Origin of the sequence: Kribbella lupini (assembly GCF_039529595.1) — a bacterium.
In the GTDB taxonomy this organism is placed as follows: Bacteria; Actinomycetota; Actinomycetes; order Propionibacteriales; family Kribbellaceae; genus Kribbella; species Kribbella lupini.
The window spans coordinates 2,360,821-2,374,818 of record NZ_BAAANC010000002.1 but is presented as its reverse complement, the minus strand read 5'-3'; the positions used below and the strand labels follow the sequence as shown (position 1 = coordinate 2,374,818).

The window sequence follows — 13,998 nt, the reverse complement described above, 5'->3', positions numbered from 1 at the left end:
GGAGGTGATGTCGAGAAGGCGGAGGTGCTGCCGACGTACTGGGTGAATGACCGACCTGGTAGGAGGTAGCTGATGTTCGGACAGACTCACGCGTACAGCGGGTTCTCGGTGGACGACATCCCGGCGGCGAAAGCGTTCTACGCCGGGACGCTGGGGCTCGAGGTCGACGAGGATCACGGGATGCTGCAGCTGCGGATCGCGGGCGGGCGTCCGGTGCTGGTCTACCCCAAGGAAGATCACGTGCCGGCCGCCTACACGACGCTCAACTTCCCGGTCGCCGACATCGCGGCGACCGCTCGGGAGCTGGCGTCGCGCGGCGTGACGTTCGAGCGGTACGGCGACGGGCACGACGAGCTCGGCGTGAAGCGGACCGACGGGCCGCCGATCGCCTGGTTCAAGGACCCGGCGGGCAACGTGCTCTCGATCATCGAGGAATGAGCCTGGCCCGGGCGGCGGCTCACCCCGGGATTTCAGTTGGCCGGGATCGCGTCGTCGTACTTGCCGAGCCGGCCTTCGTAACGACGACCGTCCCGGTACGGCCACGCGTACGGGGTGCAGCCGTGCAGGCCGAGGGTCTGCTGCTGCATCACCGGCGCGGGCTGCCCCGGACCGGGGCAGAGCTCGTGCGCTTCGCCGAGGCGGTGGCCGGTCTCGTGGTTGAGCATGTACTTGCGGTACTCCGTGAGCGAAGCGCCGTAGTTCGGTACGCCGTTCGCCCACCGCGCGATGTTCAGGACGACGCGCTCTCCGATCCGGCAGCTCGTGTAGTGGTCGTACCCGCCGCCACACAGGAGGTCCCGGGTCGCGGGCGTGACGAACATCAGCTTGAAGCCGGGATCATGACCAGGCCCGACCTGGCGGAAGCGCCACTTCCCGCCGGCCGCCCAGCCCTCCGGAGCGCCGTACGTCGCGCGGACGAAACGGCCGAGCTCGGCCGGGTCGATTCCCTTGATGCCGTTCTCGATGTCGATCTCGAAGGTGAGCAGGCGGCCCGCGGTGCCGATCGTCTCCGGGGTGCCGGGTAGCACCGAGTACGAAACGCTGCCCTGCTCCGGGTAGGTGATCGCCGGCTCAGCGGGCTTGGCCGGGACCTGCGGACTGCCCTTGCTGGGCTTGCTCTCGGGCACGGCGTCGCCGACGTCGAGCGGCTGCGACGCGACGACGGGCGTGCGATCGGGCAGGTCCCGCCGCGCGAACGGGCTGTCCGGTAGCTCGAACAACCCGACCACCACGAGTGCCGCGACGACACCCAGACCGGCGATCCTCACCTTGCGCATCTACAGGCTCCTCACCGCGCCCCAGGGGTGAGCGCGTCCTCACTTGTTCTTGCCTGTTCGGGCAGAAACCCTTCTCCACCGCTGGGTGGACCGCGGAAATCCCCCGGCTGGTTTTGGTACAGGCGTGTTAGCTTCGAACGGAAATCACACGGGCGTGTCAAATACCTGGGGAGTCTGTGACATGAAGCGTTGGGTGACAGGAGTGGTGGCGGCCGCGGTGGTGACCGCGTCCACGCCCGCGATGGTCGCGTGGGGTGCCGGTCCGACGACCGGCACCGACCTGCGGACGGGCCGCGGCGTCGCGGCGGACCTTCGGGCGGATGTGGATCGCGACGGTCTGTTGACCCGGGCGGACGAGGCCGGCGAGGCGTCCTGGTCGGCGCGGCGCGGGGCGATCTTCCTGGCGAACGTGGACGACGACGAGCGTCGCTGCACCGTCGCCCCGGCCGACCTGGAGGCCGTCGGTTCGGCGGTCGACGCGAAGCTTGCCGCATGCAACGACTCCGCGGACGAGCGGATCAACGGGCCCAGGGACCTCGACGATCTCGCGCCGCTCGAGATCCCCGCCGCGCAGGGACTCAGCCGGTCGGCGACCGGCCGGCTGGACGTCGTACCGGCGGACAAGGCGCGGATCTTCGCGAACGGTCGACCAGCCGACGCGTTGAACGCCGACCAGCTGCGACATGGCGTCAGGCTCGGGCTCGAAGGGCGCGACGTACTGCGCGACCGCACCCGGTGGGACGGGACGATCGCGGTCACGCTGACCGTCACCGACCACGGCCGGACCGCGACCGACGTGGTGAAGCTCCGGGTCGCACCCCTGATGCTGCAGAACGATCTGCAACGCGCCGAGACCGTGCTGGCCGGCAAGCCGACCAAGGGCGTCGGGTGGCCGGGCGATGCGCCGTACCCGCCGGGTGTGCCCGGTGAGTGGGACGCGTTCGCGAAGACTCTCGGCCAGGCGACGCGGTCGAGCGGCGCGAAACTCCAGTACGTGCAGGGCACGCCGGGCGGCTGGAAGGACATGTGGTTGCAGGACACGTTCGAGCCGGCCACCGCGAGCATGCCGGCCGTCGGTGGTGCGCACACGATGCGCGTGCTGATCCGGTCTGGCAACGTGTGGGGCTTCGACGGCATCGCGACTCCGCGGCCGGCCGGGCGGTTGATCTACCGGAATCTGCGCGGGCCGGACGTGGGCGTCGTGCAGGAACTCAGCGCGACGGCTTCACCCAACGCCGATGACCTGCTCAACATGGGCGGCAACATCGAGGCGCTGCCGCCGTACGCCGGATATCCGAACGGGCGAGTCCTGTACGGCGCGGGCGAGCGGAAACCTGATCCCGGGTTCCTGGAGCTGATCACCGGGCAGGGGTTCCAGGAGCCGGTGCGGGTCGACACCTCCTGGCTGGCGATCGGGCATGCGGACGAGACGACGCACGTCGTACGGGCTGACAACGCGCGAGGTTGGACGCTGGCCGTCGCGGACCCGCGGCTGGCCGAGAAGTTGCTGCGGGATGCTCAGCGGGCCGGCGCGGGGAAGCAGCGGTTGTTCGCCGACACGAACTCGCCGCGCAAGCCGAGCGTCGACGAGATCCTTGCTGATGGCAAGCATCTGGCCGACAACCGCGCGGCAGCCGAGCGGATCGACGAGCAGCTGGCGATCCTGCTGAAGGCGACGGGGTTGCGGTCGCAAGAGCTGGTGCGGCTGCCGGTGTTCTTCGAGGCGCACCCGGTGCTGCCGGGGCTGCGGGCGATGACGCCGGGGCTGGTCAACGGGTTGTCGCTGACCGATCGGCAGTTCGCGGCGCCGGATCCGCAGGGGCCGAAGGTGCGTGGCGTGGACGTGTTCAAGGCGACCGCGGAGAGCGCACTGAGGCGTACGGGAGTGCGGGTGCACTGGGTGGACAACTTCTTCTGGTCGCATCTCGGCGGCGGTGAGGTCCACTGCGCGACCAACGCGCTGCGGGACACGCGGGCGAGCGCGCGGTGGTGGTTGGATCGGGTGTGACCTCGATCAGTACGCCGGACGGCCGGCTCGTTGCCTTCAGCTTGTACGGCGCACCGGACGGCGTGCCGGTCGTCTTCCACACCGGCTCACCGAGCACGCGGTGGCGGCGGCCGGACGTCGTACGGGCGACCGCGGAGTGTGGGGTCCGGCTGCTGACGTTCGACCGGCCCGGGTACGGCGAGTCGACGCGGCTGGTCGGGCGCAGCATCGCCGACGTGGTCGCCGACGTGCGGCTGCTGGCCGATGCACAGGGGTGGGACCGGTTCGCGGTCGCGGGCGGATCGGGTGGAGGGCCGCACGCGTTGGCGTGTGCGGCGTTGATGCCGGAGCGGGTGATCCGATGTGCGGTGATCGGCGGGATCGCTCCCCCGTTGGTCGACGGGCCGGAGCCGGGCGAGGACGAGGAGGACCCGCGGCGGAACCGGACGTCCTGGCTGGCCGCGCACGGGGGTGACGAGGCGCTGAGGCCCGGGGTCGAGGAGACGGCGCAGCAGATCATGGCGCTGATCGAGGCCGGTGGGCCGGAGATCCCGCCGGGACCCGGCGAGGCTGTCGGTCCGCCGGCGCTGGAGGATCCGGAGGCGATGGCTCGGGTCCGGGCGACGTTCGTGGACAGTCACGACGGCTGGATCGACGACAACCTGGCCTTCGCTCAGGACTGGGGATTCGAGCTGGGCGCGATCGAGGTGCCGGTGAGTCTGTGGTTCGGGTCAGCGAGTGAGCGGGATCGACAGCAGGCCGCTCACCTGGCGGCGGCGATCCCGGCCGCGGAGAGCATCGAGTACGCCGGCGGGCACATCCAGAACAACGCGGAGTACCGCCGGATGCTGGGCTGGCTCAGCGGATGATGCGCAGGCGTTGGGCCGGGTAGCGGCTGGTGACGAAGCCCAGGGAGCGGTAGAGCTCGTCGCCCTGCTGCGTGGCGTGGAGCTCGATCTGGCCGGCGTCGGTCTCGTCGCGGAACCAGTCGAGCAGCGTGGTGACGCAGGCGCGAGCCAGGCCGCGGCGGCGGAAAGCGGGATCGGTGCTGACGTTGTAGAGGGTGCCGCGGACGACGGAGAGGTCGGCCGGGCCCGGCGCGTGCACGTTGAGGTGGCCGGCCGCCCCGGCGACCACGCCGACGGCGGGATCGTCCACGACGAAGGCGGCGAACCGGTCGGTCGCCTCGAGCTGCTCGGAGAAGTAGCGCAGCGCCAGGGACCGCCACGGAGCGTGCTCGTCGCCGACGTCGGTGCCCATCGCGCCGATCATCAGCGCCCGCAGGTGAACCAGTGCTGCGGCGTCGTCGGGCTTGGCTCGGCGTACCTCGATCTCGGTCACCCGGAGAATTCTGCCGAACTTTTCGGGCCCGGGCGGACTCACACCTGCGGGCGCTGATCAGGGGCGGCGTCCACTGCCCTGCCGCCGAGCATCGAGTGGAGCCATGTCCCCGAGCGCATCCAGAGCCCGACGAGCCAGACCCCGGACCAGCCGGTCGCGCCGTCCTTCGGGCGCGCTGGCGATCGCGGTCCTCGGCGTCCTGATCCCCGGTACGGCGTACCTGGCGGCCGGGCGCAGGCGGCTCGGCGGGGTGATCACCACGCTCAGCGTCCTGCTGTACGGCGTCGCGGCGTACGTCGTGCTGCTGCGCCGCGACGACGTGATCCAGTGGGCGCTCGACCCGGACGTGCTGACCGGGATGATCGCCGGGCTGGGTGTGATCGGGCTGTTCCTGGTCGTCGTGCTCGTGACGTCGTACAAGATGCTGCGGCCGCTGCAGACCGGCGTACTGGCTCGGCTCGGTGGGGCGCTGGTGGTCGGGCTGGTCTGCTTCTCGATCGCTTCCGGTTCGGCGCTCGGGGCGCAGAACCTAGTCGCCCAGCGCAGCCTGGTGACCAAGGTGTTCGCGGGTGAGAAGTCGAAGAGCGCGACGGTGCCCACGATCAACCGGAAGGACCCGTGGGCGTCGCTGCCCCGGATCAACCTGCTGCTGCTCGGCGCGGACGACGGCGAGGGGCGCGACGGCGCGCGGGCCGACACGGTGATGGTGGCCAGCATCGACACCCGCACCGGCGAGACCTCGCTGATCTCGATGACCCGGAACTTCATGCGGATGCCGTTCCCGAAGGACCACCCGCTGCACAAGGTGTTCCCGACCGGCTACTGGGACCCTTCCGACCCGGAACCGGAGCAGTCGGAGTACTACCTGGACGCGATGTACCGCAACATCCCGCCCAAGTACGGCGACCTGCTCGGCGAGACCGACAACCCCGGCGCCGACGTGCTGAAGCTGTCGGTCGGTGAGGCGCTCGGGCTGAAGCTGCACTACTACGTGCAGATCAACCTGGCCGGGTTCGAGCAGATGGTGACCGCCCTCGGCGGGATCACGGTGAACGTCAACTACCCGGTCCCGGTCGGTGGCAACGACGACAAGCACATACCGCCGGGCCGCTACCTCCAGCCCGGACCGGACCGGAAGCTGAACGGGTTCGACGCGCTCTGGTTCGCTCGCGGCCGGTACAAGGTGCCCGGTGGGGACCTGGCCCGGCAGGCGCGGCAGCGCTGCACGATCAAGGCGATCGTCGAGCGCGCGACGCCGCAGAACGTGCTGACGCACTACAAGGAGATCGCCGCGGCCGGCGAGCAGCTGATCCGGACCGACATCCCGCAGACCCTGCTCGGCGACCTCGCCGGTCTGGGCGCGAAGGTGAAGGGCGCGAAGATCCGCAACGTCGACCTGGACAAGAAGAAGAACTTCCCGAACGGGCGGAACCCCAACTACGCGGGGATGCGCGAGATCGTCGCGAAGGCCTTGTCCGGTACGCCGGCCCCGCCCACCACCAAGCCGGCGACGAAGCCGACCGGCAAGCCCGCGGCCAAACCGCCCGCCTCCCCCGACGCCGGCGACCTGTCCGACTCCTGCGCGTACCACCCGACGAACTGACGCGACCCCGCCGCCCTCGTCCGGGGAGAGAATGGACGGGTGGTGAAGATGGCGGACGTCGCGCGGCGGGCCAGGGTGTCGGTGACGACGGTTTCGCACGTGCTGAACGACACCCGCTTCGTGGCGCCGCAGACCCGCGAGGCGGTGCTGGCGGCCGTCCGGGAGACCGGCTACGTGCCGAACACGGTGGCTCGGTCGCTGGTGATGTCGAAGACCGACACGATCGGCCTCGCGCTGTGCTCGATCTCGAACCCGTACTTCGGGGAGCTGGCCCACCACCTGCAGTCCGAGGCGGAACAGCGCGGCTACTCGATCCTGATCGCGGACACCCACGACGACCCCGAACGCGAGTTGCAGGTGGTCCGTGACCTGCACGAACGCCGGGCCGACGGGATCATCATCGCGGTCTCGGCGCGGCCGGAGCCGACGCTCGACTACCTGCGGCAGCGCAACGTTCCCGTCGTACTGGTGGATCGGATGATCGGATCCGGGCTGGACGAGGTCGGCACCGAGAACGTCGAGGCGACGGCCCAGCTGGTCGAGCACCTGGCCGGCCTCGGGCACACGCGGATCGGCATCGTGGCCGGACGGCCGGGCATCGCGACGTCGGAGGAACGGATCGCCGGCTACCAGCTCGGGCTGGAGCGAGCGGGTCTCGCGTACGACGCGGAGCTGCGCACCGACGGCGCCTCGGACGCCGTACCGGCGCAAGGCGCGACCGCGCGGCTGCTCGCGCTGGCCGATCCGCCGACCGCGCTGATCGTCGCGAACAACCAGATGACGATCGGCGCGATGCGAGCCCTGCGCCAGGCCGGGAAGTCGGTGCCCGGCGACATCGCGCTGGCGGCCTTCGACGACTTCGACTGGGCCGACCTGTTCGAGCCTCGGCTCACGACGATCGCGCAGCCGCACGCCGAGCTCGCGACGCGCGCGCTGGAGCTGATCACGTCACGGATCGCCGAGCCGGAGCTGCCGGCCCGCTCGATCCGGGTCGAGCCGGCGCTCGTGCACCGCAACTCGTGCGGCTGTCAGACCAGCTGAACCTGGTGCTCCAGCTCCGGCGCCACGAACCGCAGCAGCTCCAGCCCTTCGGCCTCGACGGCCTCGCGCTCGGCCGAAGTCAGTACGACGTCGCTGCCGCCGTTGTCGTCGAGCAACTCGATCACCAGGGTCGCGGTGTCGTCGGTGAGCTCGAGCTTCCACATCCCGCGGACGAAGCCGTCGACGAGCAGTGTGGCCGCGATGTACGCGCCGACGCAGACCCGCGCCTGCTGCGCCTTCGTTATCACCCGGGACCGGTCGCGGAAGCCGACCATCAGGTTGTCGAACTCCGGCAGTAGCCGCACCGGGGCCGGCGTTCCCGGATCCGGCCGCGGGGCGTCGGGCAGGTCGAACAGCTCGGTGCCGGCGTCGTCGGTGAAGGTGACGAGCCGCGGCCTGAGCTCGTCGACGACCTCACCGAGCCGGCTCAGGCCGGACCAGGCGTGGATGTCGCGGAGTGCGGCCGGACCGAAGGCGGCCAGGTAGATCAGGATCAGGGCGGCGGGATCGGGCTCGCCCAGTTCGACGCCGAGCCAGTCCTCGGCGAGGGCGAACGGGGTGGCGCCGCCCTTGCGTCCCCACAGCCCGTCCGGCGGTGGGTGCACGACCGGAGCGAGATACTGGAAGGTCCAGCCGAGGGCGGTGCCCTCGTGGTCGGGCCAGTACTCCTGAAGCTTCTTGCCGAGTTGCGGACGGGTGAGCGTGACCCCGTTCAGGGCTTCCGTGCCTTGTACGACGAGCTGTTCGAGGTCGACGCCCTCGGTGCGTTTGCGCCACGCGCTGTGGTGGGCCCGGACGAGGACCGGCGCGATGACCGGGCGGAAGACCTGGTAGTCCTCGGCGGTGACCAGGTGCTGGGTGTAGCGCATCAGGCAGGCGCGGACGACCTGTCTGCTGTGCAGCAGATCGGCGAGGTCGTCGGTGGTGAAGCCGGCGAGGCGGGCCCAGAGACCGACGTACGGGTCCTTCGCGCTCTGGGCGTTCAGGCCGGCGAGGGCGTGGACGGCGTCGAGGGCCGCGACCTGCTCGCGCGCCAGCAGGAGCTGGCGCGCGAGAGTGGCGCGGTTGAGCGCTCGGCGGTCCATGACGTCCATGGGGACAGCATCGCCGGGCGGTGGGTCAGGCGTAGCGGATGCCGAGGCCGCCGTCGACGGCCCAGTTGGCGCCGGTGACGAACGCCGCCGCGGTGGAGGCGAGGAAGCAGACCACCTCGGCGACGTTCTCCGGGGTGCCGATCCGGCCCAGCGGGTGGACCGCGAGGGCGGAGTCGCGGGCGCCGGGGATGGTGTCGAAGAACTCCTCGAGCAGGTCGGTGGCGATGAAGCCGGGGCTGACCGCGTTCACCCGGACGTCGTGCGGGGCGACGTCGAGGGCGAGGCTGCGGGTCATCCCGACCAGGCCGGACTTCGCGGCGGCGTACGGGAACATGCCGGCGGTGGTCAGGCTGGAGTGGATCGAGGCGATGTTCACGATCGCGCCGTGCCGGTGGGCGATCATCGACGGCAGCACCTGGCGGGCCATCAGCCAGGCGCCCTTCAGGTCGACGTCGAAGACGCTGTCCCACTCGTCGACCGTCATCGCGGTCGCGTCGGCGTACGCGTTCTTGCCGGCGTTGTTGACCAGCACGGTGACGGGACCGAGCTTGTCGGTCAGGTCGTCGACCGAGGTCCGGACCGAGCTCTCGTCGGTGATGTCGCCGACCGCCGCGGCCACCTTCGCTCCGGTGGCGGCGATCTCCTCGGCGGTCGTGGCCAGCTCGTCGGGGAGGATGTCGAGCAAGCCGACCGCGGCGTCCTCCTCGGCAGCCTTGAGAGCGATCGCCCGCCCGATTCCGCGAGCCGCTCCGGTCACCAGTACGACCTCGCCGGTCAGACGTCCAGCCACTCCAGCCTCCTCCATCGGTGTAGAAGGCAGCCTATGTGGCGGACCTCAGGCCCGGTAGATGCCTGCCACGGCGGCTGCGGCGGCGTCGGCGGCCCAGCGGTCCGCTTCGGCTGGGGTCATCGGTTGTCTGCGGAGGACCAGTTGGTGGAAGAGCGGAGAGGTGGCGGCCATCAGAACGCGGTCGGGATCGGTGTCTTCTGGGATCTCTCCGCGGGTGACGGCTCGGGTGACGACTGCGGCGCTGCGCTGGTAGCGGTCGTCCCAGAAGCGGGTCAGCGCGGCCGCGGCCGCCGGGGCGCGGAAGGCGGCGGCGATGACGGCACCGGTTGGCGACGTACCGGCCAGGGAAGCGTGGAGTTCACGGTTGAGGGCGGTGAGGTCTGCGGCGAGGGAGCCCGTGTCGGCGGGAGCCCAGGTGTCGTCCTCGCCGGCTTCCAGCAGGGCGACGAGCAGGGCGTCGACGGTCTTCCAGCGGCGGTAGATCGTCGTGCGGTGTACGCCGGAGCGCCGGGCGACGTCGTCGACGGTGAGGCCGTCGTACCCGTGCTCGGCGAGCTCCTGCTCGACCGCGGCCAGGACCTCCGCGCGGACCCGGGCACTCCGGCCGCCGGGGCGCCGGCGTTCGGGAAAGGGGGTTGCGTCGGCCTCGGCATTCATGGTTTCATCTTAACGCAACATTCGTCGCCTTTAGGAGTAGCCCGTGATCCTCTGACCCGCTGATGTTCCGGTGGCCGCATCGGCCCGCCGTCCGAACCCGCGCGTCAGGAGGACCCGTATGTCTACCCAGCTGTCCGTGCACCACCTCACCAAGTCCTACGACCACCGGCTCGTGCTCGACCAGGTCGACTGCGCGTTCCCGCCGGGACGGATCGGCGGGCTGATCGGCGAGAACGGCTCCGGCAAGTCCACGCTGCTCCGGTTGCTCGCCGGCGTCGAGGCGCCTGACGACGGATCGGTGACGCTGGTCGCCGACGGAGGGTTCGGCTTCCTCGCGCAGGAGAATCCGTTGCCGTTGCACCTCGACGTGGCCGCGGTCGCGGACCACGCGCTGGCCGATCTGCGCGCGCTCGAGGCGCGGCTCCGCGAGCTGGAGGTCATGCTTGCTGAGGGCAACCTTTCGGTGATGACCGAGTACGGCGAGGTGCAGCAGTCGTTCGAGGCGCGTGAGGGGTACGACGCGGACGCGCGACTGGCGAAGGCGATGCACGGCCTCGGGCTGTCCGACCTGCCGGGCGATCGGCGACTGGCCGAGCTGTCGGGTGGTGAGCTCGCGCGGTTGCACCTGGCCGCCGTACTGACTGCTTCGCCGGAGGTGCTGCTGCTGGACGAGCCGACCAACCACCTGGATCTGTCGGCGACCGTGTGGCTTGAGGAGCACCTGCGGGCGCGGGCCGGGACGACGGTCGTGGTGTCGCACGACCGGGCGTTCCTGGAGCGGGTCGCGTCGACGCTGTTCGAGGTGGACGGGGACACACACCGGATCACGCGGTATGGCAACGGATACGGCGGATACCTGACCGAGAAGGCGGCTGAGCGCGCTCGAGCCGAGCAGACCCGGCAGGTGTGGGAGGACGACGTCGCGGCGATGCGGGCGACCGTGCGGACGACCGCGGACCGGGTGGCGTACGGGCGGCCGATGAAGGACAACAACAAGGTCGCGTACGACCGCGCGACCGGGCGGGTGAACGAGGCGGAGCGGAGCAAGATCCGCAACGCGAAGGAACGGCTGCGGCGGTTGGAGGCGGATCCGCCGTCTGTGCCGGCGAAGCCGTTGCGGTTCGCTGTGTCGTTGCGGACGGCGGGTGCTGCGGACGGCGTACTGGTTGAAGCGGTCGACGTCGCTGTCGAGGGGCGGCTGCGGCCTGTGTCCGTTGAGGTTCCGGCGGGTGGGCGGTTGCTGATCACCGGTGCGAACGGTGCGGGCAAGTCGACGTTGCTCGACGTCCTGGCCGGGCGGTTGGCGCCGGATCGTGGAGTGGTCGAGCGGCGTGGACGGCTCGGGTATCTGGCGCAGGAGGTCGTCGAGGCCCGGCCTGACGAGTCGTTGCGGAAGGCTCTCGCGCGGCATCGGGGTGCGGCTGGGTTGGGGTTGTTTCGGCCGGACCAGTTGCAGACCAGGGTCGGGGCGTTGTCGACCGGGCAACGCCGGCGGCTCGCGCTCGCGCGGCTGCTGACGTCGCAGTACGACGGGATGTTGCTCGACGAGCCGACCAACCACCTGTCGCTGGTGCTCGTGGAGGAACTGGAGGCAGCACTCGACGACTACCCCGGCGCGCTGGTCGTGGTCACGCACGACCGTCGCTTCATCTCGCGGTGGCGCGGCGCCATCCACACGATCGAGGAGGAATCCCTTGTCAGTCAGTGAGTTCGCGGTAGGGCAGGGCGCGTACGGCGTGACGCTGCGCGGCGCGGAGGTGTGGACGACGCTCGTGCACGCGGGGGTGGTCGCGCGGTTGGTGGACGGCGAGGTCGAGCGGGTGGATCTCGGCGCGGCGGAGAGTCGCCCGAGTGTGATCACCACCGGGCCGGACGGGACGCTGTGGTTCACGCGGTCGGGTGACAACTCGCTCGGGCGGATCAGCGACGGTGTTGCGTCGGTGGTGAAGGTCGGCGGTTCGCCGTACGGGGTTTGTGTCGGGCCGGACGAGGCTGTGTGGTGCACCTTGATGGATGCCGATCTGATCGCGCGAGTGAGTGCTGACGGAGTGGTGACCGAGTTCCCGATCGGGACGACGGGTGCGTTTCCGGCGTTGATCACGAGCTTCGGGGGCGAACTGTGGTTCACCCTCAACGCGGGGAACGCGATCGGGCGGATGACGGTCGACGGCGAGGTGACCACCTATCCCCTGCCGACGGACGCGGCCGGGCCGGTGGGGATCAGCGGCGGGCCCGACGGCGTGTGGTTCGTGGAGATCCTGGCGGGTCAGGTCGGGCGGATCGACGCGGACGGGGTGATCACCGAGGTGCCGTTGCCGGATCGGGACGCCAAGCCGCACGCGGTGGCGGCGACGGCCGACGGCGGGTGCTGGGTGACGTTGTGGGGCTCGGCTTCGGTCGTGCGGCTGGACGCTGGCGGTGTCGTCCGGCAGACCGTTGCCCTGGGCGACGGTTCCGAACCGCACGGGCTGGTGGTGGCGACGGACGGGACGGTGTGGGTGGCGCTGGAGCGAGGTTCCATTGCTCACATTCAGCCTCAGGAGTGAGGTGATTCACCCGCTGGAGGGAGGTGCTCCGCAGCGCTGAAGAGGAGTGTGGACCCGTGACCACACTGGTGGCGGTGCGGACCCATCCCCGGCTGCGGGATGTGCTCCTGGTCGGGCGGCCGGCGTTCTGGATCGTGTCGGTCGTGCCGTACTACGTGGGGATTCTGCTGGCCACGCATCGACTGGTTCCGCCGGTCGACGCCTGGCCGCGGCTCCTGCTCGGCGCGGTCGTGATGGGCCCGCTGCTCTGGCTGGCGGTGCTCGCCATCAACGACGCGTACGACCTGCCCGGCGACCTGCTCAACCCGCGCAAGTCCAAGTCCCCGCTGCTCGACGGGCGCGTGACGGTCGCCGAGGCGAAGAAGCTCGCGGCGCTGGCCGGGATCGCTTCGCTGACCGTCGCCGCCTTCGTCGGCTGGGTGTTCACGGCCGGCGTGCTGTTCGCGCTGCTGCTCGGCTGGGCGTACAGCGCTCCCCCGCTCAGGCTGAAGACCCGCGCGGGCTTCGACGTCGGGTCGAACTCGCTGGCCCTGGGCGCTTTCGGCCCGCTCGCGGGCTGGGCCGCGTTCACGCCCGACCTCGGCGACTTCCCCTGGGTGATGGCGTTGCAGGGCACGCTCGCGGCGATCGGGCTCTACCTTCCGACGACGCTCGCCGACCTGCCCGCCGACCGCGCCGCGGGGTACCAGACGATCGCGGTCCGGCTGGGCGCCCGTGCGACGTACCGGATCGGCTACGCGGCCTGGATCGCGGCGGCGACGCTGTCCGTCGTACTGGCCGCGCTGGACCACGTGATCCCGCGCGGCATGCTGCCGCTGGAGGTCGTGATGGTCCCGGTCCTCGTCGTCGCCTACCGCCGGCTGATCGGCCCGGGGCAGACCTTCCAGCAGGTCGTCGTCCTGGCGAGCCTGTTCCTCTTTCCCTGCGGGACTTTCGCGCTCACCTACACGGGCGTCCTCACATTCTGAACGCCCAGCCCGTTCCACCCGCATGAACTGGATCGAAGAGCTCAACGACGTCGGCTGCGCCCTGACCCCACCGCTGCTCACTCCGGCGCAGTGCCAGGAGATCAGCGGCTGGTACGCCGAGGCCGAGCACTTCCGCGCGACGATCGACATGGCGCCGGTGCGGCACGGCGTGAGCACGGTGCGGTCAGGACTTCGGCACACGCTTGGTCTGGTTCTGCACGACGCCGCCTGACGAGAAGTGCTCGGAGATCCGGGCGTGCATCGGGCGGCGGGTCAGGGCCGCCTGGAGCTCGGCCAGGTAGGACTCGAGCGGCACGGGGAGCTCCTCGTCGAGAGCGGTCATCGCGGTGGTGGTCGCCTTCCACTCGGCCTCGATGAGTGGGAGCAGGGCCTCGGTCCGCGGCGTGAGGTGGACGACGCGCTGGCGGGCGTCGGTCGGACTGGGCTGCTGGGTGGCGAAGCCGGCCTTGGTGAGCTGCGCGACGGTCTGGCTCGCCGCCGAGTGGGTGACGCCGACGGCATCGGCCAGGGCCCGCACCGAAAGCGGACCCTGGGCAACCAAGGTGCGCACGATCGGCGAGAAGCGCGGGCGGTAGTCGGCCAGGTCGAGGTCGCGGTAGAGCTGGGCGACGTCGCCGTCGAGCTGCTCCAGCAGGTGCCGCAGTCGGGTCCCGATCGCTCCGTCCATGCGGAG

The 13,998-nt window shown here is 70.7% G+C and carries 15 protein-coding genes; 9 read left to right on the top strand and 6 right to left on the bottom strand.

The annotated features are described in order from the left end of the window. The first annotated feature begins 72 nt into the window (after positions 1–72). A complete protein-coding gene (locus tag ABD235_RS24670; RefSeq protein ID WP_344178020.1) occupies positions 73–438 on the top strand; it encodes a VOC family protein in 366 nt (121 codons plus the stop codon). A gap of 32 nt (positions 439–470) precedes the next feature. On the opposite strand, the gene ABD235_RS24665 is transcribed toward ABD235_RS24670, so the two are convergent. Continuing rightward, positions 471–1,277, bottom strand: a complete 807-nt coding sequence (locus ABD235_RS24665; protein ID WP_344178018.1) for a DUF3152 domain-containing protein — start codon at positions 1,275–1,277, stop codon at positions 471–473. 181 nt (positions 1,278–1,458) lie between these two features. Between ABD235_RS24665 and ABD235_RS24660 the strand changes: the two genes are divergently transcribed. Continuing rightward, the gene (locus tag ABD235_RS24660) at positions 1,459–3,285 is read left to right on the top strand and encodes a protein-arginine deiminase family protein (RefSeq protein ID WP_344178015.1); all 1,827 of its coding nucleotides are present in this window, start codon (positions 1,459–1,461) and stop codon (positions 3,283–3,285) included. Next, entirely contained in the window at positions 3,282–4,133 is an 852-nt protein-coding gene (locus tag ABD235_RS24655) for an alpha/beta fold hydrolase (protein ID WP_344178013.1), read from the top strand. Before ABD235_RS24660 ends, ABD235_RS24655 begins: the two co-directional genes overlap by 4 nt. On the opposite strand, the gene ABD235_RS24650 is transcribed toward ABD235_RS24655, so the two are convergent. Continuing rightward, positions 4,123–4,605, bottom strand: a complete 483-nt coding sequence (locus ABD235_RS24650) for a GNAT family N-acetyltransferase (RefSeq protein WP_344178011.1) — start codon at positions 4,603–4,605, stop codon at positions 4,123–4,125. The genes ABD235_RS24655 and ABD235_RS24650 overlap by 11 nt on opposite strands. A gap of 103 nt (positions 4,606–4,708) precedes the next feature. Between ABD235_RS24650 and ABD235_RS24645 the strand changes: the two genes are divergently transcribed. Continuing rightward, entirely contained in the window at positions 4,709–6,208 is a 1,500-nt protein-coding gene (locus ABD235_RS24645; RefSeq protein ID WP_344178009.1) for an LCP family protein, read from the top strand. A gap of 48 nt (positions 6,209–6,256) precedes the next feature. Then, on the top strand, positions 6,257–7,249 hold the full coding sequence (locus ABD235_RS24640) for a LacI family DNA-binding transcriptional regulator (RefSeq protein ID WP_344178742.1): 993 nt from the start codon (positions 6,257–6,259) through the stop codon (positions 7,247–7,249). Here ABD235_RS24640 and ABD235_RS24635 read toward each other — a convergent pair. The 3 genes from ABD235_RS24635 to ABD235_RS24625 are packed head-to-tail and all read right to left on the bottom strand — an operon-like array spanning position 7,237 to position 9,790. After that, entirely contained in the window at positions 7,237–8,343 is a 1,107-nt protein-coding gene (locus tag ABD235_RS24635; protein WP_344178007.1) for a winged helix DNA-binding domain-containing protein, read from the bottom strand. The two genes, ABD235_RS24640 and ABD235_RS24635, sit on opposite strands and share 13 nt — an antisense overlap. A 25-nt stretch (positions 8,344–8,368) precedes the next feature. Continuing rightward, on the bottom strand, positions 8,369–9,133 hold the full coding sequence (locus ABD235_RS24630; RefSeq protein ID WP_344178005.1) for an SDR family NAD(P)-dependent oxidoreductase: 765 nt from the start codon (positions 9,131–9,133) through the stop codon (positions 8,369–8,371). Positions 9,134–9,178: 45 nt separating this feature from the next. Next, positions 9,179–9,790 (bottom strand): TetR/AcrR family transcriptional regulator, encoded by a 612-nt coding sequence (locus tag ABD235_RS24625; protein ID WP_344178003.1) that lies wholly within the window; start codon positions 9,788–9,790, stop codon positions 9,179–9,181. A gap of 118 nt (positions 9,791–9,908) precedes the next feature. Between ABD235_RS24625 and ABD235_RS24620 the strand changes: the two genes are divergently transcribed. The 4 genes from ABD235_RS24620 to ABD235_RS24605 are packed head-to-tail and all read left to right on the top strand — an operon-like array spanning position 9,909 to position 13,536. Continuing rightward, positions 9,909–11,498, top strand: a complete 1,590-nt coding sequence (locus ABD235_RS24620) for an ABC-F family ATP-binding cassette domain-containing protein (RefSeq protein ID WP_344178001.1) — start codon at positions 9,909–9,911, stop codon at positions 11,496–11,498. Next, positions 11,485–12,336 (top strand): Vgb family protein, encoded by an 852-nt coding sequence (locus tag ABD235_RS24615; protein ID WP_344177999.1) that lies wholly within the window; start codon positions 11,485–11,487, stop codon positions 12,334–12,336. Before ABD235_RS24620 ends, ABD235_RS24615 begins: the two co-directional genes overlap by 14 nt. 56 nt (positions 12,337–12,392) lie before the next feature. Beyond that, a complete protein-coding gene (locus ABD235_RS24610) occupies positions 12,393–13,304 on the top strand; it encodes a UbiA prenyltransferase family protein (RefSeq protein ID WP_344177996.1) in 912 nt (303 codons plus the stop codon). Positions 13,305–13,326: 22 nt separating this feature from the next. After that, the gene (locus ABD235_RS24605) at positions 13,327–13,536 is read left to right on the top strand and encodes a 2OG-Fe(II) oxygenase (RefSeq protein WP_344177994.1); all 210 of its coding nucleotides are present in this window, start codon (positions 13,327–13,329) and stop codon (positions 13,534–13,536) included. Here the strand turns inward: ABD235_RS24605 and ABD235_RS24600 are convergent. Continuing rightward, positions 13,489–13,992: a MarR family winged helix-turn-helix transcriptional regulator gene (locus tag ABD235_RS24600; RefSeq protein ID WP_344177991.1), complete on the bottom strand. Its 504-nt coding sequence runs from the start codon at positions 13,990–13,992 to the stop codon at positions 13,489–13,491. The genes ABD235_RS24605 and ABD235_RS24600 overlap by 48 nt on opposite strands. Between the last annotated feature and the right edge of the window lie 6 nt (positions 13,993–13,998).